Origin of the sequence: Vibrio sp. 779(2023) (assembly GCF_033344285.1) — a bacterium.
Lineage (GTDB): Bacteria > Pseudomonadota > Gammaproteobacteria > Enterobacterales > Vibrionaceae > Vibrio > Vibrio alginolyticus.
This window is the reverse complement of record NZ_JAWPOM010000010.1, coordinates 152,318-172,035: the sequence shown is the minus strand read 5'-3', so window position 1 is coordinate 172,035 and position 19,718 is coordinate 152,318. Positions and strand designations below refer to the sequence as shown.

The following is a 19,718-nucleotide window of genomic DNA, read 5'->3' as shown; positions in this document are numbered from 1 at the left end:
CGAGTATCAATTTTGGGGCAAGCCTCTACCAACCAGCGTGACGGTCTTTACCCCAAAAGAACGTTACTTATTGCATGCTTGTCGCACGTTCAACCACAGAACTTGGCAGCTTGATACCGAGCTTAGATGCTGCGCTTTCATTAATTACAAGGTCAGAACCCGTCGCGACTTTTACATCCAGCTTGCCTGGTTCTTGACCATCAAGAATCGCCGCCACATAATCCGCGGTTTGTACACCAACCTGGTAGTAGTCAAAACCTAAGCCTGCAATTGCACCCTTTTCGACATACGACGTCGCGCCACCAAATACAGGTTTCTTCGCTTGATTCGCTGCCACAATCATCCCTTCAATCGCACTTGCAACTGTATTGTCTGTTGGGGCGTAAAGAATGTCTGATTTCGCTGCAATCGCTTGAGTCGCAGACTGAACATCAGCACTTTTTAGTGCGGTCGCTTCAACCACTTGTATGCCTTTTGCTTTTGCGCTTTCTTTTAGTAATTCAACTAAAGTCACGGCATTAGCTTCACCGGGATTAAATACAACCCCGATGCTTTTCACCTGAGGAAGAATTTCTTGGATGAGATCGACATGCTGAGCAACGGGTGAAAGATCAGACAGGCCAGTTACGTTTTTACCTGGTTGTTCCATCGACTTAACCAATTTCGCACCAACCGGATCTGTTACCGCAGTAAAGACAACAGGAATAGAGCGAGTAGCCGACACCAAAGCTTGTGCCGAAGGTGTCGCGATGCCAACTAACACATCAGGATTTTCGCCGACGTACTGACGGGCAATTTGCACCGCAATCGCTGGATTACCCTGTGCGGTCTTATAATCAAATTCTAGATTTTTGCCTTCTTCGTAGCCTTTCGCTTTCAAACCATCAAGTAACCCTTGGCGCGTCGCGTCTAACGCCGGGTGTTCGACAATCTGTGAAACTGCGACAGTTGCAGTGGCGGCCAGTACATTGGTAGAAGAGAAAATAGCAGTAGCTGATAGAACGGCAGTGGCTAATAAACGTTTCGTTTTCATCATAACTCCTTGATGTGACTTCGTCCTTGTTTCACGAGCTTTCAATATGTGTATCGACTTGTGAATTCAAATGTTTGAAGGCGGTATTGTTGTGTTCATATAACTGTGCACTTCTTGCGCATCTTGTTTTTATTATTACTACTAAGTCTTAGTAAAGAAAAGAAAGATTTAACACTAAAGCAACATTTGTGATCGGGGGGACTTCTTCATCCGGAAAGAATCTTTGGTAAACAAAGCTTCGCTCGCTTCATCAACGACCGTCAAAGTAGGTAATAGAGGCAGGATCAAAAATGGAGCGGCCAGTGCACACTCCATTTCAAACAATTTAAATTAGAACCAACGCTCTAATGACGATTTATCGAGCTGGCGAAACGCTCGGTTCAATATTATCGCAAGCTCTTTGTAACGAGGGCGAGCTTTGACAGGCTCTAATGCAAAACCTGTTTCCACAATTTTTTGATGCAACTCCCGATACCAAGAGGCCAAAGAAGGCGGCAATTTCGTGTTGGATCGAGCACCAAGCCACCAAATGCCTTGAAGTGGCAAGCTAATCGCAAACAAGGCGACAACAATGGATTGAGGTAACGCGTGGTAATTGTTGAATGCCATTTGAGTGAGTACGCTGATCGCAGCAACGGCCGGCATGACTTTAATGCCAAAGCGAGTCGCCTTAATGATACGCTGTTCCGGAAATATGGCGCTTAGCTCTTTACGAACCGGCCAGATCTCCATGTAATTCTGGCCATCTTTCAGGCTATGGATCAATCCGACTTTATTACTCATACCGTTCTCTCACTAAAAAATAGTTGAACATTTCAACTGAAGGTACAAAAAATTGATGAAAGTTAATATTCTTTCAAATTTTTTTTGTTATCATTGCTTATTATCGCTATCCTTTGCAGACCCTCAATCTCATTGTTGCTGTTATTTACAATTTAAGCAACTCCGAGATATCTATCTGCACGGATCGCATCATAGTGATGGAAGGGTTCATCACTATTTCTTTATATGGAATTAGAACAATTTTTGACCAGGATTAGTACGCAGCCTTCTGGGTATCGGCTATTCTTGTGATTAATTTTTCATTCTTTAACTGATTTTTTTATCAGACGAATAACAGGTAGTCATACATGTCTAAGCTAGTTTTAGTTTTAAACTGCGGTAGTTCTTCTCTTAAATTTGCCGTTGTTGATGCCGAGAACGGCGACGAGCACTTGTCAGGTCTTGCTGAGTGTCTTCACCTTCCTGAAGCTCGCATCAAGTGGAAACTTGATGGCAAGCACGAAGCTCAACTAGGCAATGGTGCAGCTCACGAAGAAGCACTAGCGTTTATGGTAGAAACTATTCTTGCTTCTAAGCCAGAGCTTAAAGCTAACCTAGGCGCAATCGGTCACCGTATCGTTCACGGCGGCGAGCAGTTCACTCAATCTGCACTAATTACTGATGAAGTTCTAAAAGGTATTCAAGACGCTGCAACATTTGCACCTCTTCATAACCCTGCTCACATCATCGGTATCGAAGCGGCTAAGAAAAACTTCCCAGAGCTGAAAAACGTTGCTGTATTTGACACTGCGTTCCACCAAACTATGCCTGAAGAGTCTTACCTATACGCTCTTCCATACAACCTATACAAAGAACACGGTATCCGTCGTTACGGCATGCACGGTACTTCTCACTTGTTCATCACTCGTGAAGTTGCAGGCCTACTAAACAAACCAGTTGAAGAAGTAAACATCATCAACTGTCACCTAGGTAACGGCGCATCTGTATGTGCGATCAAGAACGGTCAATCTGTAGACACTTCTATGGGTCTTACTCCACTTGAAGGTCTGGTAATGGGTACTCGCTGTGGCGACATCGACCCTGCTATCGTCTTCCACCTACACGACGCTCTAGGTTACTCTGTTGATCAAATCAACACGATGCTAACTAAAGAGTCTGGTCTTCAAGGTCTAACCGAAGTGACTTCTGACTGTCGTTTCGTTGAAGACAACTACGGTCAAAAAGAAGAAGCAACACGCGCAATGGACGTGTTCTGCCACCGTCTAGCTAAATACGTTGCTGGCTACACTGCTTCAATGGAAGGCCGTCTAGACGCAATCACTTTCACTGGCGGTATCGGCGAGAACTCTGGCCCTATCCGTGAAATGGTTCTAAACCGTCTTGGCATCTTCGGTATCGAAGTAGATAGCGAAGCTAACCTTAAAGCTCGCTTCGGCGGCGAAGGCGTTATCACGACTGAAAACAGCCGTATCCCTGCAATGGTTATCTCTACTAACGAAGAGCTAGTCATCGCTGAAGACACTGCTCGCCTGACAGGTCTTTAATTGAATTCCTGGCTAGCCACTCGGCTAGCCAGATTTTCATTCAAACGAATTTCTTAGGGGCTCAACTCCTATTCTTCGAGCTTCATGGAATAAGAGTTGAGCTTTTATCCCCCAAATAGCTAAAGGTACTCTACGAATGTCTCGTACTATTATGCTTATCCCTACTAGCGCAGGCGTTGGCCTAACAAGCGTTAGCATGGGTGTTCTTCGCGCTATGGAGCGTAAAGGCGTTAAAGTTTCTTTCTACAAGCCAATCTGTCAGCCACGTTCAGGTGGTGATCAGCCAGATCTGACTTCAACTATCGTTGGTCGTAACAGCGATATGAAGATCGGTGAACCAATGGCGATGTCTGTTGCTGAAAGCCTAATCGGTAACGACAACATGGACGAGCTGCTAGAAACCGTTGTTGAACGTTACAACCAAATCAACAAAGACGCAGACGTTACGCTAATCGAAGGTCTTGTACCTACTCGTAAGCACCCATTTGCAAACCAAGTAAACGCGGAAATCGCGGCAACACTTGGTGCAGAAATCGTGCTAGTTGCGACTCCAGGTACTGATAACCCTGCGCAACTGAAAGAGCGTATCGAAGTAGCATGTTCTAACTTCGGCGGCACTAAAAACAAAAACATCTCTGGTGTTATCATCAACAAGCTAAACGCTCCTGTTGACGAAGCTGGCCGTACTCGCCCTGACCTATCTGAAATCTTTGACGATGCAGACAGCGCAAAACAAAACGAATTGAAAGTGATGGAAATTTTCAACACTTCTCCAATTCGTGTACTAGGTTGTGTGCCATGGAGCATTGATCTGATTGCGACTCGCGCAATCGACATGGCTAAGCACCTGAAAGCAGATATCATCAACGAAGGTGACATCAACACTCGTCGCATCAAGAGCATCACTTTCTGTGCACGTTCTCTGCCAAACATGATTGAGCACTTCAAACCGGGTTCTCTACTTGTTACTTCTGCAGACCGTCCTGATGTTATCGTTGCTGCTTCTCTTGCTGCAATGAACGGTGTGGATATTGGTGCAGTACTGCTAACTGGCGGTTACGATATCCCTAGCGAAATCGAAGGCCTATGTAAACCAGCATTCGACACTGGTCTACCTATCTTCAAAGCACAAGGTAACACTTGGCAAACGTCTCTAAACCTGCAGAGCTTCAGCATCGAAGTGCCTGCAGACGATAAAGAGCGTATCGAGTTCATCAACGAACACGTTGCTGGCCACATCGACGGTAACTGGATCGAGTCTATGACTGAAGGCACTCAGAAGTCTCGTCGTCTAAGCCCACCAGCGTTCCGTTACCAGCTAACTGAACTTGCTCGTAAAGCAGGTAAGCGTATCGTTCTTCCAGAAGGTGACGAACCACGCACAGTTAAAGCAGCAGCGATCTGTGCTGAACGCGGCATTGCAGACTGTGTACTTCTAGGTAACCCAGATGAAATCCGTCGCGTAGCGGCTCAACAAGGCGTTGAGCTAGGTACTGGTGTAACCATCATTGATGCAGATGCTGTTCGTGAAAACTACGTTGCTCGCCTAGTTGAGTTGCGCGGTGCGAAAGGCATGACTGAAGTTGTTGCTCGTGAGAAGCTACAAGATTCAGTATTCCTAGGCACAATGATGCTTGAGAACGACGAAGTTGACGGCCTAGTTTCTGGTGCTGTTCACACTACGGCGAACACTATCGTTCCTCCGTTCCAAATCATCAAGACGGCACCAAATGCGTCTATCGTATCTTCAGTATTCTTCATGCTTCTGCCTGATCAAGTACTGGTTTACGGTGACTGTGCAATCAACCCAGATCCAACTGCTGAACAGCTTGCTGAAATCGCTATCCAATCTGCTGACTCTGCAGCAGCATTCGGTATCGAACCACGCGTTGCAATGATCTCTTACTCTACTGGTGAATCTGGTAAGGGTGCAGACGTTGATAAAGTACGTGAAGCAACAAAACTGGCTCAAGAGAAACGTCCTGATCTTATCATTGACGGTCCTCTACAGTACGACGCTGCTATTATGGAAAACGTTGCTGCTTCTAAAGCACCAAACTCTCCAGTTGCAGGTAAAGCGACAGTATTTGTATTCCCAGACCTAAACACGGGTAACACGACTTACAAAGCGGTACAACGTTCAGCTGACCTAGTATCTATCGGTCCAATGCTGCAAGGTATGCGTAAGCCTGTAAACGACTTGTCTCGTGGCGCGCTAGTAGACGACATCGTGTACACCATCGCTCTAACAGCTATCCAAGCAGACCAAGAAGCTAAATAATCGCTTCTGACATCTAGTTGGATATAGATACAAAGCCCTCGATTCGTCGAGGGCTTTTTCTATTGCTGGCCAGAACACTTATTTGTTTTTTATACCAATCACTGCACAACCTATAATTACTGGTGCACAAAGCTTTTCTCCCTATCGCCCCCATACCTAATCGACATTGCTCGTGCTTGTTCTTACACCGATTGACCCACTCCCCAAAATGCATTGGCTCCAAAGCAGCACGGTCCCTGTTCAATTTATCGGCATTATTTACGTTTTAGCTAAACTTTTTTGCTAGGAAATACGTAAAAGCTACTGCAATGCACAAACTCATTGACTGCTAAGGAATATATATGAAGGATTTCATCAATACATCACTGATAAAGTTTGGTTTAGCTGCGTTTCTGATTAGTTTTTCTTCATTCAGCTTTTCCGCCCCGAGTATTAAAGGCGTCGATCAAGATATGTCCGGAGGAACGGTGACCGCTGAAATGGCTCATGCTGATGACAATGGGTGGATGGTTGTCCACCGAACAGACGAATCAATGAAGCCTGGTCCTGTTATCGGCTACGCTCCGTTAAAAATGGGAAAGAATGAAAACGTAAATGCAATTTTGATGGAACCAGTAGAATCAGGCGATATGCTGATGTTAATGGTCCACGGAGAGAAAGGTGGCATGAAGACTGGTGTGTTTGAGTATACGCTCGGCGCTAAAGAGGACGGTCCTGTAAAAGTGGACGGAAAGCTAGTGATGGACATCGTACGCGCTAAGTAAGGTGACGATGAATGAAAAAGTAAACTCCTACTCCCGGTATTTAGATGACACAAAAGTACTTAACGGCATTGCTAACCGTTAAGTACTTTTTCATTTGCGATGGAAGCAGCAAACTAGCCAATCCTTTCTCTTCCATGAGGAGTATTTAGGTCTAAATCAGGCCCTTTTGGTACAACTTGCGTCGGATTAATCCCAGTGTGGCTGAAGTAGTAGTGGCGTTTAATGTGATAGAAATCCGTCGTGTCTTCGACGCCTTCAACTTGATACAACTCTTTTAAGTAGCCTTGTATATTTTCGTAGTCTGCGATGCGCTGCTTGTTACACTTGAAATGCCCCACATACACCGCATCAAAACGAATAAGAGTCGTAAACAAACGCCAATCCGCCTCAGTAATTGTGTTCCCTGCTAAGTAACGATGCGTCGCTAGGTGAGCATCGATTTTATCTAACGCATTAAACAAAGAATCAAACGCTTCTTCATACGCCTCTTGTGTAGTCGCGAAGCCACAACGATACACTCCGTTGTTGACATTCGGATAAACAAAATCGTTCCACTCATCAATAACGTGTTTTAGATGTTCTGGATAGTAGTCGTCGTGATTCCCTGTTAACGCATTGAATTCCGAATTGAACATGCGAATGATCTCTGACGACTCGTTTGACACAATAGTATTGGTCTTTTTATCCCAAAGTACAGGCACGGTTACGCGGCCCGTGTAATCGGGTTTGGCCTGCGTGTAAATTTGATACATACGCGTGTGACCAAACAATGGCTCAGGAAGCCCCATTTGCCAACCTTGGCTGAGCATATCAGGGCAAACGACCGTGACATCAATATGTGGTTCTAAACCTTTCAGCTTGCGGAAAATGAGGGTTCGATGTGCCCAAGGACAAGCAAGAGAGACATACAAATGGTATCGACCGGACTCTGGTGTAAACTCCGCATCAGGATCGTGTTTAACCCAGTTACGGAATCCGGCATCTTCGCGCACAAATTTGCCACCATTTGATTTTGTGTCATACCAGACATCTTGCCAAACACCTTCAACCAACTTACCCATGATTGCTCTCCTCTCGTTCTGTTTGTGTCTATATTAGCGTTTCCTATCAAACAGAGAATCATCGAACTTAGGACATCATGTTCAAGAAATTCGAATGTATAAATCAGACACATAAAAAAAGCGCGACCCGATGAAGGTGTCGCGCTTAAGCCCGTCACAGGCTGAATTTATACACTAACGTGTAAACAAGATACCGCGTGAACGTCATTACCTAAAATGGTTGGCTTTGTCTTCGCACACTCTTCGGTTGCTTGTGGGCAACGAGTGCGGAATACACAACCCGACGGTGGGTTGATAGGTGAAGGAAGATCACCCTCTAGCATTTGGATTTTCTTATTGCGCTCAATATCCGGGTCCGGGATCGGAACCGCAGACATTAGCGCACGCGTATATGGGTGCTTAGGATCAGCAAACAGAGCCTCGGCCTCGCCAAGTTCCACGGCATTACCTAAATACATAACTAAAACGCGATCTGAAATGTGTTTAACGACAGACAAGTCATGCGCAATGAATACCAGAGAAAGCCCTAACTCTTTTTGAATCTCTTTAAGTAGGTTAACCACCTGAGCTTGAATAGATACATCAAGCGCCGATACTGGCTCGTCACAAATGATCATCTTAGGCTTAAGGATAAGCGCACGCGCTATCCCGATACGCTGACACTGACCACCCGAGAACTCGTGTGGGTAACGGTTAATCACGTTAGGTAATAGGCCAACTTTCGCCATCATCTCTTTAACGCGATCTTTCACTTCCTGCTTAGACAGTTCTGGATAGAATGTCTCAAGAGGTTCAGCAATGATATCACCAACAGTCATACGCGGATTCAGCGATGCCAATGGGTCTTGGAAAATCATCTGAATTTCTTTACGCGTCTCACGGCGCTGAACGCTTTTCATTTTAGTAAGGTCTTGACCCAACCAAACTACTTGGCCGTCAGTAGCTTCAACCAGACCAATGATGGCACGAGCAAACGTCGATTTGCCACAACCTGATTCACCTACTACACCAAGCGTTTCCCCTTCGTATAGTCGAACGTTCACGCCATCTACCGCTTTCAGGCTCGAAGGCTTTGACCACGGCCATGCCGACTTTGAGGCAATGCTGAAGTGAACTTTCAGCTCAGAAATGTCCAGAATTAGTTTTTTGTCTACTGCGTTCATTTGTTCCAAGCCTCCCATTCAGAAAAACATGCACGCTGACGACCATCACCAAATGGTGTCAGAATTGGCGCCTCGCGCTTACAACGATCCATCACACGGTGACAGCGCTCTTGATAAGGGCAGCCCGGCGGTAGACGAAGCAAGTTTGGTGGATTACCAGGAATGGTCGGCAGAATTTCACCCTCAGTATCGAGGCGAGGAATCGCCTTCAGCAGCCCCTCCGCATAAGGATGGCTTGGATTGTAGAAAATTTCGTTTACGTTGCCGTACTCCATGGTACGGCCTGCATACATCACCAGCACCTTGTCACACGAACCTGCAACCACACCAAGGTCGTGAGTGATCATGATGATCGCTGTGTTGAACTCAGATTTCAGCTCATTCAACAAGTCCATGATCTGTGCTTGTACCGTCACATCAAGTGCTGTTGTTGGCTCATCGGCTATAAGCAGTTTAGGACGACATAACAACGCCATCGCGATCATTACACGCTGACGCATACCGCCTGAAAACTCATGCGGGTACATCGTGATACGCTTACGCGCTTCAGGGATTTTTACCGCTTCCAGCATGCGTACTGATTCTTCAAATGCTTCCGCTTTGCCCATGCCTTTGTGCAGCATAAGCACTTCCATCAACTGATCACTGACTTTCATGTAAGGGTTCAGTGATGTCATTGGGTCTTGGAAGATCATTGCGATCTGTTCCGCACGCACTTTGTTCAGTTCTTTTTCTGGTAAGTTTAGGATTTCTTTGCCTTCAAACTTTGCGCTACCAGAAATAATACCATTCTTAGCCAAAAGGCCCATGATTGCGAATACGGTTTGAGATTTACCTGATCCCGACTCTCCAACGATACCTAAGGTTTCGCCTTGGTTGAGAGAGAAGTTCAAATCGTTTACTGCGGTTACGATACCATCTTGCGTGGTGAATTCGACGCGCAGATCTTTGACATCTAATAAGCTCATCATTGCTTCCTTAATCTTATCTTTTAATTATCTGTCTTTTGGATCCAGCGCATCGCGCAGGCCGTCACCAACGTAGTTGAAGCAGAATAGCGTCACAACCATGAACACTGCTGGGAATGCCAGCTGCCAGATTGCTACTTCCATTGTCTGTGCACCTTCTTGTAGAAGAGCGCCCCAACTTGTCATTGGTTCCTGAACACCAAGACCAAGGAATGATAGGAATGATTCCGTTAGAATCATACTTGGGATAAGCAGCGTAGAGTATACCGCTACAATACCCAGTACGTTCGGTACGATATGACGAGTAATGATTTTCCAGTTGCTTACACCACACACATGTGCCGCTTCGATAAACTCCTTGCTACGTAGACTAAGAGTCTGGCCACGTACGATACGCGCCATATCTAGCCATGCGATAGCACCAATCGCAACGAAGATCAGCATGATGTTACGACCGAAGAATGTTACCAGTACAATCACCAGGAACATAAACGGTACCGCGTATAAAATTTCTAGAATACGCATCATTACGCGGTCAACTTTACCGCCGATGAAACCAGATGCTGCGCCGTAGAGCGTACCAATCAGTACCGCTACAAATGCACCCATAACACCTACCATCAACGAAATACGACCTCCAATTAGCGTACGCACGTATAAATCACGGCCTAAGCTGTCAGTACCAAACCAATGGTCAGCATTCGGTGCAACGTGCATCGCGTACCAGTCAGTATCATCAAATGTGTACGGTGCGATCATTGGCAGGATAATAACCGCCAACGTCATTAGAACAAGAAGGAATAAGCTCACCATCGCCGCTTTGTTGCGCATGAAACGGATACGAGCATCTTGCCAAAGACTGCGACCTTCAATCTCCAAGTTTTCGGAGAATTTCTCAATCGCTTCTAGGTTTTCTTTTTTCGTTAACATAACCAAACGTCCCTGTTAGTAGCGAATTTTCGGGTCAATCATTGCAAGTAAAATATCTACAATCGCGTTGAATAGAATGAATAGGAAACCAATCAGAATGGTTACCCCCATTACTAGCGAGTAGTCACGGTTAAACGCAGCGTTAACGAATAGTTTACCAATACCAGGCAGACCAAAAATGGTTTCGATAACAACGGAACCGGTGATGATACCTACGAAAGCTGGGCCCATGTAAGAAACAACAGGGAGAAGTGCCGGCTTAAGAGCGTGTTTGATAATGATATAACGGTAACTTAGACCTTTAGCACGTGCCGTACGAATAAAGTTACTGTTTAGGGTTTCGATCATCGAACCACGCGTGATACGAGCAAAGGTAGCAACATACAGTAGCGACATACCAATAACAGGAAGCACTAAATACTGCCAGCTACCATCTTGCCAACCGCCCGCAGGGAAGATATTCCAATGAAGCGAGAATATGTAGATAAGCGCAGGCGCTAATACAAAGGATGGCATTACGACACCAAGCATCGCAGTCGACATAATGGTGTAATCAATCCAAGTATTTTGCTTGAGCGCAGCAATGGTACCGACGGTAACCCCCATTATCAAAGTAAAGATAAAGGCGATGAAGCCCACTTTAGCCGAAACAGGTAAGGCAACCGCGATCAGCTCGTTTACTGAGTAATCAAGGTATTTAAATGACGGTCCGAAATCACCTTGGATAACATTGGTCAAATACGTGGTGTATTGTTCAAATACAGGTTTATCCAAGCCATATTTAGCTTCGATATTTGCCATTACTTCGGGTGGCAATGGACGCTCTGTCGAGAAAGGGTTTCCCGGTGCAAAGCGCATAAGAAAGAAAGATACGGTGATCAAAACCAACATTGTTGGGATCGCCTCAAATATCCTTTTTGCGATGAATTTAAGCATAAACTCACTCTTTCAGTCTGTGACAGTTAAATTAAAGAAGTCGTCCAATTCTTTTGGACTAAAGATAGGCGCTACATGCAATTTCTCACATGTAGGGCCTCATTTTTATAGTTCTATCGAGTTACGAATTACTCTGTGATGTAGAGATCTTTAGAGTAAATCTTGTCTTCCGCGTTATTTACTGGGAAGCCACCAACTTTCGGTGATAGTAGACGTGATTTCACGTACTGGTAGATAGGTGCGATTGGCATATCTTTGGCCATCAACTTCTCTGCTTCTAGGTAAAGTGCTTGGCGCTCTTCGTCAGAAGTTGAAGCAAATGCTTTGTTCATGATCGCATCGTACTCTTTGCTGTCGTAGTGAATACCACCAGTAGTGTTATTACTCATCATCAGCGTTAGGAAAGATGAAGCTTCGTTGTAGTCGCCACACCAACCTGCACGAGCAACCTCAAAGTTGCCAGAATCTTTGGTAGATAGGTAAGTTTTCCACTCTTGGTTTTCTAGCGTAACGTCTAGACCAAGCGTCTTCTTCCACATTGAACCCAGTGCAACCGCAAGTTTCTTGTGGTTCTCTGATGTATTGTATAGAAGGTTAAATTCAAGAGGGTTGTCTGCGCCGTAACCCGCTTCTTCCAATAGACGCGCAGCTTCTGCGTTACGCTCTTCTTGCGTCATTTTGCCGTATGCAGGAATTTCTGGGTTGAAACCTGCCGTAATTTCAGGTGTTAGGAAGTAAGCTGGCTTTTGACCTTGACCTAAAATCGCATCAGTCACAATGTTACGGTCAATCGCATAAGAAATCGCTTTACGCACACGAACATCATCAAACGGCTTTTTCTTCGTATTGAAGATGTAGTAGTAAGTACATAAGTTACCGGTTACAGACACTTCTTGTGGGTGCTCTTTCTTCAGACGCTTGAAGTGCTCTGTAGGCAGCTCGTTCGTGAAGTCGATTTCACCCGCTAGGAAGCGGTTCATTTCCGCTACTTGGTTCTCGATTGGTAGGAAAGTAACTTGGTCAAGCGTCGTGTTTTCGTTGTCCCAGTACTGTTCGTTACGTTTTAGAACCAAACGCTCGTTTACAACCCAGTTGTCAACAACATAAGCACCGTTACCTACAAAGTTCTCTGGCTTCGTCCATTGATCGCCGAACTTTTCAACAGTTGCTTGATGAACAGGTTTCACTGTCGTGTGGCCCATCATCATTACAAAATATGGTACTGCAGTATCTAACTCAACCACTAACGTGTGATCGTCAACCGCTTTAACACCTAACTCGCTCTTATCTTTTTTACCCGCAACAATGTCTTTTGCGTTCTTCATCTTGGTGTATTCCATGTACCAAGCATATGGAGAGGCGGTTGCTGGATCGACTGCGCGTTGGAAGCTGTAAACGAAATCACCTGCAGTGACAGGATCACCGTTTGACCATTTTGCGTCTTCACGTAAGTGGAAAGTGTATGTTTTGTTGTCTTCAGTTTCCCAAGATTCTGCAACACCAGGGATAGTGTTACCGTCCGCATCTTGGTTTACAAGGCCTTCAAGAAGATCGCGAATCACGTGGGATTCTGGAACACCTTGAGATTTATGAGGGTCTATTGTCGCAACTTCTGTACCGTTACCACGCACCAATTCTTGAACAGCAGCAAGTTTTGGCTCTTTAGAATCAGATTTAGCTTCAGGGGCTGGAGCCGGAGCAGGCTCAGCAGCTTGTTTCTCCGCAGGCTTTTCACCACAACCAGCTAGAGCGAGAGAAAGACCAGCACCAATAAATAAAGCGCGCGTGATTTTATTCTTATACATGCGTAAAACTCCAAATTTTTTCGTTAGCATCCATGACTTCTTTGTAAGGGCCTGGAACGGTCAGAGTTTTAGATTTTTTTAGTGCACTTTCTGAGCACAAAAGTCTAAAACCTTACAAAGACTGCGGCACACATTAGCAATCATTGAAGTAATTTGCCATAAAAATGTAGCAAAAAAACCAATAATGCTGACTAAACCACACATATCTAGCAGTAAACTCTAACCCCAAAGCATTCACCAGCCAAATAAAGACCAGAAGCGACATTTAACAGGCGAAACTTTCGATTAATCTGAGTTTAAACCATTTACTAGCATCTTATGCTAGATATTTACACATCATTTAACATTTATGACAAATCAAGTCTAACAAATAATTGTTTATATATTGGGCAGAAAACTTTTATTGTGAAGAATATCACCAGACAAAAGATAGGAAATATTGAAACAAAGTGAGCAATACAATGAAGATAAATACAAAAAAAGCTAAGTACCATTAGCACTTAGCTTTTTTCACTAGAATGCGGGTTAGTTCTATTTTTCCCAACGCTGTGCAGCTTGATGATCGGTGTCGCGCGACTCAATCCAACGATCTTCATTCGTCGTACGCTCTTTTTTCCAAAATGGTGCTTGGGTTTTCAGATAATCCATGATGAACTCGCACGCATCAAATGCCGCGCCGCGGTGCGCACTGGAAACGCCCACAAATACAATTTGATCACCGCTATCCATGTCTCCGACACGATGAATCACGCGTACACCTAATAGTGGCCAGCGAGACTCTGCTTGATCGCAAATGTCGCTCAAGCTCTTCTCTGTCATCCCCGGATAGTGCTCTAGATGTAAACCAATGACATTATCCCCAAGGTTCATATCTCGAACTTTACCAACGAATGTAACGACAGCGCCGGCAGCCGTCCCTTCAGATAGACGTTGATATTCTTGCTCAACCGAAAAGTCTTCAATTTGTACAGATACACGAGAATCCATCTTAACCCCCAGTTACCGGCGGGAAAAACGCAACTTCGTCACCTGCTTTTACTTGTGTATCCAGAGGGACGATGGATTGGTTCACTGCAGCAAGTAGCTTTCCTGGCTCGAGCGCTAAATCCCACTTGCCATCTTTCTTAGTGCCTTCTTCCACTAGATGTGCACGAATGGATTCCACCGTTTCAAACGGCCCGTCTAACTCGACACTGTCGATGCCAATCAGCTCTCGAGTTTGAGCAAAGAAAAGTACTTTAATCATGATTCCACCTTAAAGTGACCAGATTTACCACCCGTTTTCTCTAGTAGACGAACTTGACCAATGACCATGTCTTTTTGTACTGCTTTACACATATCGTAAATCGTTAGAGCAGCAACGGAAGCTGCCGTGAGCGCTTCCATTTCCACACCAGTTTTACCCGCAAGTTTACATACTGATTCGATGCGAACTTTGTTTTCTGCTTCGATAGCTTCCAGTTGAACTTCAACTTTAGAGAGTAGTAGCGGATGACAAAGTGGAATCAAATCCCAGGTTTTCTTCGCAGCTTGAATACCAGCAATACGAGCCGTCGCAAATACATCACCTTTGTGGTGCTGGCCAGAGACAATCAGTTGAAGTGTTTCTGGGGCCATGTGAACAAATGCTTCAGCACGAGCTTCACGAACCGTCTCCGTTTTTGCTGACACGTCAACCATGTTTGCTTCGCCAGAAGCATTGATATGTGTAAATTGGGTCATTGTTTTTCCTTCGCTTTTAGGAAAGGTTATACAGATAGGTGTGGCATGAAGTTACAAGGGCGATGACTTGCATCCAACTGCTGTTTAATAATTTTTGTCCAGCCTGTGCGGCACGCACCAGTTGAACCTGGCATTGCGAAGATCACGGTGTGGTTAGCAAAACCAGCAATCGCACGAGACTGAATCGTAGACGTACCGATCTCTTCGTACGACACCATACGGAACAACTCACCAAAACCTTCAACTTCTTTATCAAATAGAGGCTTAAGTGCTTCTGGCGTGCTATCACGTGAGGTGAAACCTGTACCGCCAGTAATCATGATCGCTTGTACGCTTTCATCAGCAATCCATTGAGAAACAATCGCGCGGATCTTGTACATGTCATCAATAACAATTTGCTTGTCTACTACGTTGTGACCCGCTTCTTGAGCATGCTCAGCTAGGTAACGACCAGAGGTATCGTTTTCTTCAGTACGAGTGTCAGATACCGTTAGAACGGCAATATTTGCAGGTTGGAATTTGCTTTCAGCGTGACCCATTTGTTCACCTATTCTCTTAATTAGCTTTGATACGCTTGGTATCGATTCGGAAAAAGTTAGAGCCAGCTTATCAGTGAACTCGCTCTAAAAATTGAATGAAGTTAGCCGCCGATAGACGCGAGGTGTGGCGTCATACCAGTATTGCCATCATGCAAGAAATGGCTTACCGACTTGGTTTGTAACTGCGCCTGGATACGTTCAATAAGCTCACTCTCTTGCTCATCACGTTCCAAAAGATCACGCAATTCTACACCGTGGTCTCCAAACAGACATAGGTGCAGCTTACCCATCGCAGAAACGCGCAGTCGGTTGCAGCTTTCACAAAAGTCTTTTTCATAAGGCATGATAAGACCTATTTCACCCTTGTAATCAGGATGAACAAATACTTGCGCAGGACCATCATTATGCGAGCGCACTTTCAGCAACCAACCATTTGCAATTAGCTGGTTACGAATTGCCACTCCGGATACATGGTGCTTATTAAATAGCTCATCCATCTCACCCGTTTGCATCAACTCAATGAAACGCAGTTGGATTGGACGATCTTTTATCCAGTTAAGAAACGCTGGCAGCTCGTGATGGTTCAGATCTTTCATCAACACCACATTAACTTTTACTTGCTCATAACCGACCTCGAACGCACGTTCGATACCATTCATGACTTCAGTAAACTTATTTTCACCTGTGATTTGATGAAACATACGCGGGTCAAGGCTATCCACACTGACATTAATGTGGGTTAAACCCGCTTCACGCCATTCTGCGACTTGTTTTGCCATGCGGTAGCCATTGGTTGTCGTTGCAACTTTTTGAATGCCAGGCGTCGCCGCTACTGAATGGATAATGTCGGTAAAATCTTTGCGTAAGCTAGGCTCACCACCAGTGATGCGCACTTTTGACGTGCCACAATCAGCGAATGCTTTTACGACCCGTTTGATTTCAGGGAGAGATAAAAAAGACGAGTTTTTATTGCCCGAAGGCTTATAGCCATCAGGAAGGCAATAGGTACATTTGAAATTACATACGTCGGTCACAGACAGACGCAAGTAATAAAACTTACGATGAAATTTGTCTTCGAATTGTTGCGCCACGGAACACCTTTCCAAACACGGGAGGCATGGCCATTTCCAATCATGCCCTTGTGACAGTATGCCACTGGCTCAAAACGCTTATCCAAGGACTTAGCAATAGTGAGCTCGGAGTTATGGCAACCAGAGATATGAAATCTCTGATAGCTTTGCGGTGTAAAATACTTAATATTTGTAATGGAATCCAGACTTGAGTGATAAAAAACTCTCTAGAGACACAATTTACCGCTAAGTGAGTACCTTTAAGACACTCCTTAAGATAAATTGTAGCCGTTTTTTATTAGATTATTAGAAGAACATAATGAATATCTACACAGATAAAAAAGTGGTCGCTGTTGGCGGTGGTCATGGCTTAGGTCGAATGCTGGCCGCATTACGAGATTTTGGCAGCAATGCAACTGGGATTGTTGCCACGACTGACAATGGTGGTTCAACAGGAAGAATTCGTCACTGCCAAGGAGGAATCGCTTGGGGAGACACACGTAACTGTATTAATCAGCTCATTACAGAGCCTTCGATCAGTTCTATGATGTTTGAATATCGCTTCAAAGGCACTGGCGAACTTGATGGTCATAATCTTGGTAATTTGATGCTTACTGCACTCGATAACTTATCGGTCAGACCTTTAGATGCCATTAATCTGATTCGCAATATGTTAAAAGTCGATGTTAACATCCTTCCTATGTCCGAACACCCTTCGGATCTTTCCGCGTTATCCGTAGATGGGAAGTGGGTTACGGGAGAAACAAATGTCGACGAAATGAAAGCAGACTTGCGACGTTTGGATCTTTCACCAGAAGTGCCTGCTACCAAAGAAGCCATCACAGCTTTGGCGGAAGCGGACGCGATTATTCTTGGCCCTGGCAGTTTTTTAACTAGTATCATGCCTCCTTTATTGCTGCCTGAACTCGGCAAAGCGATTGCAGCAAACACAAAAGCAAAAGTCATTTTTGTTGCTAACCTGAGTCCAGAATGCGGCCCAGCGGGACGAATGACGATGGCTCAAAAATTAGAATGGTGTGAACGTGCCTGTCAAGGAAGAAAAATAGACGTGGTTCTAGCAGAGAAAACCGAGCAAGACGTCTTAAGTCAATGGAATGTAGTGACGGAGTCACTCGCCTCCTCTAACCGAGACTGGCGTCACGATAGAAACAAGCTCAAACTAGCGATTGAAAATCAGCTACAACTTTCTATTTAAGAGCACGTTACCTGGCTAGCGCCCTCTTTTAAGGTGTTTATTGATAATGAAAACCCTTCTGTCATCGAAGGGTTTTAGTTCAGGCATCCAGTAAGAACAGATGTTTACTAAGAAAAAATGGTTAATAGGAATAAATAGTTACTGTCGCCAAGAGCGATAAGCATCTCGAGTTTCGTGCAAAAGATCGAACATAACCTCTAACTCCTCAGACTCCGCAGTCAACTCACCGGCTTTCGCTTTTTTGTCTATAGACATCGCCAGTTCACAAAGGCGATCTGCCCCAAAGCTCGCAGCACTACTTTTCAACGCGTGGCTGATTTCTTTTGAGTAAGCTAATCGCTCTGCCCCCTGCAGTTGGGATAAGTTCTCGATATAGGTATCCATTTCTCCTAGGAAGATATCGAACAGTACAGGTACGTTGTCACTGCCAATTTCCATCGACAGTTCATCTATTTTTTGCTGATTTAATACATTTACACTCATACTTTTTGCCGCTCTTCCTTGCCGTTCCATGCCTGTAACTTGCGGTAAATCGTCGACGGACTGACATCAAGGTATCCCGCCGCTCGAGGAATATTGCCATCACATGCTTCAATCGCTTGCTCGATTGCCATTTTTTCCGTCATCCATAATGGCATAATCTCAGATGCGGTCATCGCTTTCGGCTCAATTAATTTAGCCACAGACGACGGACGGTCAAGCGGTTGATTCAACGGTGGCGGTAACATGTCCAACGTAATCTCTTTACCGTTGTTTAGAACAACGATATTGCGTAGCACGTTTTGTAACTGACGAACGTTACCCGGCCACTCATAGCTGTTGAATCGCTCGATGACATCAGGCGCAAAACGTATGAAGCTTTTTCCTTCTTCGTGTGACATGTAACCTAACAGTGAGTATGCAATTTCAATAACATCTTCGCCTCGTTCGCGTAAAGGCGGTAAATGCAAAGGAATGACATACAAACGATAGTACAAATCTTCACGGAATCGACCTTCTTGTACCTCTTTCCAGGGATCACGGTTAGTGGCACACACAAAGCGCACATCCACGCTCTTCATTTTTGAGGAACCCACTTTTTGGAATGTGCCCGTTTGAATAAATCGTAGCAACTTGGTTTGTAAATCCAAGTCCATCTCACAAAGCTCATCTAGAAAAAGTGTGCCGCCATCCGCTAACTCAGCAGCCCCTTGACGATCATTCGCAGCGCCAGTAAAGGCCCCTTTTACGTGACCAAACAGTTCACTCTCAATCAAATCTTTTGGAATTGCAGCACAGTTAATTGCAATAAAAGGTTTGTCACCACGTTTACTTGCTGCGTGAATAGCCTCGGCACATACCTCTTTACCAGTACCACTTTCACCTGTGATAAAAATACTCGCTTTACTGCTCGCCGCTGAATCTATCGTACGGTAAACCTGCTGCATGGTTTGGCTACTGCCGATAAACCCCTGATAGCTCTGATTACCTGGATTATCGGCTTCATTTTTTAGCTTGGTCGCTTTACGAATTGCATTGTTAACCGTGACACGTAAACGGTCTGCTTCACACGGTTTAATTAGAAAGTCTTGTGAGCCATGACGCATGGCCTCGACAGCGGTATCGATAGAACCGTGAGCGGTCATAAAAATTATAGGTACGTCGGGATGACTCTTTTTAACGGCATGTAAAACGTCCATCCCCGTCATATCTGGCAGACGGAGATCGAGTAAAATAAGATCTGGAATTCGATGATTTAGGCTCTCAATGGCATCCCTACCTGTGCCGACAATATTGATATCTATGCCAAGCGGTGTCAGGTATGAGCGGTACAGAGCCGCAACAGATGCGGTGTCCTCGACCATTAAAAGGTAACGAGACTTTGGGCCTTCGGGTTTTTGTTGCATAACCTAGCTATTATTTT

General features: G+C 44.9%; 19 protein-coding genes and 1 riboswitch. Of the genes, 4 read left to right on the top strand and 15 right to left on the bottom strand.

Annotated elements, in window-relative coordinates; all coding sequences use genetic code 11:
- Positions 1–67 precede the first annotated feature (67 nt).
- A complete protein-coding gene (locus tag R8O70_RS14620) occupies positions 68–1,033 on the bottom strand; it encodes an ABC transporter substrate-binding protein (protein ID WP_017633858.1) in 966 nt (321 codons plus the stop codon).
- A gap of 330 nt (positions 1,034–1,363) precedes the next feature.
- A complete protein-coding gene (gene yfbV, locus R8O70_RS14615; protein WP_005380809.1) occupies positions 1,364–1,816 on the bottom strand; it encodes a terminus macrodomain insulation protein YfbV in 453 nt (150 codons plus the stop codon).
- Positions 1,817–2,163: 347 nt separating this feature from the next.
- On the opposite strand from yfbV, the gene R8O70_RS14610 reads away from it, so the two are divergent.
- From R8O70_RS14610 to R8O70_RS14600, 3 genes are all read left to right on the top strand, one after another.
- Positions 2,164–3,360 carry an acetate kinase gene (locus tag R8O70_RS14610; RefSeq protein WP_005380807.1) on the top strand — a complete coding sequence of 399 codons (1,197 nt, stop codon included), beginning with the start codon at positions 2,164–2,166 and terminating at the stop codon, positions 3,358–3,360.
- 136 nt (positions 3,361–3,496) lie between these two features.
- Entirely contained in the window at positions 3,497–5,641 is a 2,145-nt protein-coding gene (pta, locus tag R8O70_RS14605) for a phosphate acetyltransferase (protein WP_005380805.1), read from the top strand.
- 341 nt (positions 5,642–5,982) lie between these two features.
- Positions 5,983–6,405 carry a hypothetical protein gene (locus R8O70_RS14600; RefSeq protein WP_005380804.1) on the top strand — a complete coding sequence of 141 codons (423 nt, stop codon included), beginning with the start codon at positions 5,983–5,985 and terminating at the stop codon, positions 6,403–6,405.
- 113 nt (positions 6,406–6,518) lie between these two features.
- Here the strand turns inward: R8O70_RS14600 and R8O70_RS14595 are convergent, their stop codons facing one another.
- The 11 genes from R8O70_RS14595 to moaA form a co-directional block, all read right to left on the bottom strand.
- Complete coding sequence (locus R8O70_RS14595) at positions 6,519–7,466, bottom strand: glutathione S-transferase family protein (RefSeq protein ID WP_258623336.1); 948 nt, start codon at positions 7,464–7,466, stop codon at positions 6,519–6,521.
- Between the two features lie 167 nt (positions 7,467–7,633).
- Positions 7,634–8,647: a murein tripeptide/oligopeptide ABC transporter ATP binding protein OppF gene (gene oppF / locus R8O70_RS14590; RefSeq protein ID WP_005387265.1), complete on the bottom strand. Its 1,014-nt coding sequence runs from the start codon at positions 8,645–8,647 to the stop codon at positions 7,634–7,636.
- Positions 8,626–9,597 carry an ABC transporter ATP-binding protein gene (locus R8O70_RS14585; protein ID WP_005380792.1) on the bottom strand — a complete coding sequence of 324 codons (972 nt, stop codon included), beginning with the start codon at positions 9,595–9,597 and terminating at the stop codon, positions 8,626–8,628. The genes oppF and R8O70_RS14585 overlap by 22 nt, the downstream gene beginning before the upstream one ends.
- Positions 9,598–9,624: 27 nt before the next feature.
- Complete coding sequence (gene oppC, locus R8O70_RS14580; protein ID WP_017633861.1) at positions 9,625–10,527, bottom strand: oligopeptide ABC transporter permease OppC; 903 nt, start codon at positions 10,525–10,527, stop codon at positions 9,625–9,627.
- A gap of 15 nt (positions 10,528–10,542) precedes the next feature.
- Positions 10,543–11,463: an oligopeptide ABC transporter permease OppB gene (gene oppB, locus R8O70_RS14575; RefSeq protein WP_005380786.1), complete on the bottom strand. Its 921-nt coding sequence runs from the start codon at positions 11,461–11,463 to the stop codon at positions 10,543–10,545.
- Positions 11,464–11,591: 128 nt separating this feature from the next.
- Complete coding sequence (locus tag R8O70_RS14570) at positions 11,592–13,268, bottom strand: ABC transporter substrate-binding protein (RefSeq protein ID WP_017633862.1); 1,677 nt, start codon at positions 13,266–13,268, stop codon at positions 11,592–11,594.
- Positions 13,269–13,799: 531 nt separating this feature from the next.
- Complete coding sequence (gene moaE / locus R8O70_RS14565; RefSeq protein ID WP_005380781.1) at positions 13,800–14,255, bottom strand: molybdopterin synthase catalytic subunit MoaE; 456 nt, start codon at positions 14,253–14,255, stop codon at positions 13,800–13,802.
- Position 14,256: 1 nt separating this feature from the next.
- Positions 14,257–14,514: a molybdopterin synthase sulfur carrier subunit gene (moaD, locus tag R8O70_RS14560; RefSeq protein ID WP_005388938.1), complete on the bottom strand. Its 258-nt coding sequence runs from the start codon at positions 14,512–14,514 to the stop codon at positions 14,257–14,259.
- Positions 14,511–14,990 (bottom strand): cyclic pyranopterin monophosphate synthase MoaC, encoded by a 480-nt coding sequence (moaC, locus tag R8O70_RS14555; RefSeq protein WP_005380779.1) that lies wholly within the window; start codon positions 14,988–14,990, stop codon positions 14,511–14,513. The genes moaD and moaC overlap by 4 nt, the downstream gene beginning before the upstream one ends.
- A 26-nt stretch (positions 14,991–15,016) precedes the next feature.
- Positions 15,017–15,529 (bottom strand): molybdenum cofactor biosynthesis protein B, encoded by a 513-nt coding sequence (moaB, locus tag R8O70_RS14550; RefSeq protein ID WP_005388935.1) that lies wholly within the window; start codon positions 15,527–15,529, stop codon positions 15,017–15,019.
- 101 nt (positions 15,530–15,630) lie between these two features.
- The gene (gene moaA, locus R8O70_RS14545) at positions 15,631–16,620 is read right to left on the bottom strand and encodes a GTP 3',8-cyclase MoaA (RefSeq protein WP_171344338.1); all 990 of its coding nucleotides are present in this window, start codon (positions 16,618–16,620) and stop codon (positions 15,631–15,633) included.
- Positions 16,609–16,743: riboswitch (molybdenum cofactor riboswitch) on the bottom strand. (Overlaps the previous gene by 12 nt.)
- A 175-nt stretch (positions 16,744–16,918) precedes the next feature.
- On the opposite strand from moaA, the gene R8O70_RS14540 reads away from it, so the two are divergent.
- Entirely contained in the window at positions 16,919–17,815 is an 897-nt protein-coding gene (locus tag R8O70_RS14540) for a YvcK family protein (RefSeq protein ID WP_318184225.1), read from the top strand.
- A 138-nt stretch (positions 17,816–17,953) separates the two neighbouring features.
- Here the strand turns inward: R8O70_RS14540 and luxU are convergent, their stop codons facing one another.
- The gene (gene luxU, locus R8O70_RS14535) at positions 17,954–18,298 is read right to left on the bottom strand and encodes a quorum-sensing phosphorelay protein LuxU (RefSeq protein ID WP_054576229.1); all 345 of its coding nucleotides are present in this window, start codon (positions 18,296–18,298) and stop codon (positions 17,954–17,956) included.
- The gene (luxO, locus tag R8O70_RS14530) at positions 18,295–19,701 is read right to left on the bottom strand and encodes a quorum-sensing sigma-54 dependent transcriptional regulator LuxO (protein ID WP_005380768.1); all 1,407 of its coding nucleotides are present in this window, start codon (positions 19,699–19,701) and stop codon (positions 18,295–18,297) included. Before luxO ends, luxU begins: the two co-directional genes overlap by 4 nt.
- Positions 19,702–19,718: the final 17 nt, after the last annotated feature.

What these genes read in the sequence shown, in the direction of transcription:
- luxO (WP_005380768.1), bottom strand. Translation starts at nt 19,701, where the DNA reads ATGCAACAAAAACCCGAAGGCCCAAAGTCTCGTTACCTTTTAATGGTC.
- R8O70_RS14595 (WP_258623336.1), bottom strand. Translation starts at nt 7,466, where the DNA reads ATGGGTAAGTTGGTTGAAGGTGTTTGGCAAGATGTCTGGTATGACACA.
- oppB (WP_005380786.1), bottom strand. Translation starts at nt 11,463, where the DNA reads ATGCTTAAATTCATCGCAAAAAGGATATTTGAGGCGATCCCAACAATG.
- R8O70_RS14570 (WP_017633862.1), bottom strand. Translation starts at nt 13,268, where the DNA reads ATGTATAAGAATAAAATCACGCGCGCTTTATTTATTGGTGCTGGTCTT.
- R8O70_RS14585 (WP_005380792.1), bottom strand. Translation starts at nt 9,597, where the DNA reads ATGAGCTTATTAGATGTCAAAGATCTGCGCGTCGAATTCACCACGCAA.
- oppF (WP_005387265.1), bottom strand. Translation starts at nt 8,647, where the DNA reads ATGGGAGGCTTGGAACAAATGAACGCAGTAGACAAAAAACTAATTCTG.
- R8O70_RS14620 (WP_017633858.1), bottom strand. Translation starts at nt 1,033, where the DNA reads ATGAAAACGAAACGTTTATTAGCCACTGCCGTTCTATCAGCTACTGCT.
- R8O70_RS14540 (WP_318184225.1), top strand. Translation starts at nt 16,919, where the DNA reads ATGAATATCTACACAGATAAAAAAGTGGTCGCTGTTGGCGGTGGTCAT.
- luxU (WP_054576229.1), bottom strand. Translation starts at nt 18,298, where the DNA reads ATGAGTGTAAATGTATTAAATCAGCAAAAAATAGATGAACTGTCGATG.
- moaD (WP_005388938.1), bottom strand. Translation starts at nt 14,514, where the DNA reads ATGATTAAAGTACTTTTCTTTGCTCAAACTCGAGAGCTGATTGGCATC.
- moaB (WP_005388935.1), bottom strand. Translation starts at nt 15,529, where the DNA reads ATGGGTCACGCTGAAAGCAAATTCCAACCTGCAAATATTGCCGTTCTA.
- R8O70_RS14600 (WP_005380804.1), top strand. Translation starts at nt 5,983, where the DNA reads ATGAAGGATTTCATCAATACATCACTGATAAAGTTTGGTTTAGCTGCG.
- R8O70_RS14610 (WP_005380807.1), top strand. Translation starts at nt 2,164, where the DNA reads ATGTCTAAGCTAGTTTTAGTTTTAAACTGCGGTAGTTCTTCTCTTAAA.
- oppC (WP_017633861.1), bottom strand. Translation starts at nt 10,527, where the DNA reads ATGTTAACGAAAAAAGAAAACCTAGAAGCGATTGAGAAATTCTCCGAA.
- yfbV (WP_005380809.1), bottom strand. Translation starts at nt 1,816, where the DNA reads ATGAGTAATAAAGTCGGATTGATCCATAGCCTGAAAGATGGCCAGAAT.
- moaE (WP_005380781.1), bottom strand. Translation starts at nt 14,255, where the DNA reads ATGGATTCTCGTGTATCTGTACAAATTGAAGACTTTTCGGTTGAGCAA.
- pta (WP_005380805.1), top strand. Translation starts at nt 3,497, where the DNA reads ATGTCTCGTACTATTATGCTTATCCCTACTAGCGCAGGCGTTGGCCTA.
- moaC (WP_005380779.1), bottom strand. Translation starts at nt 14,990, where the DNA reads ATGACCCAATTTACACATATCAATGCTTCTGGCGAAGCAAACATGGTT.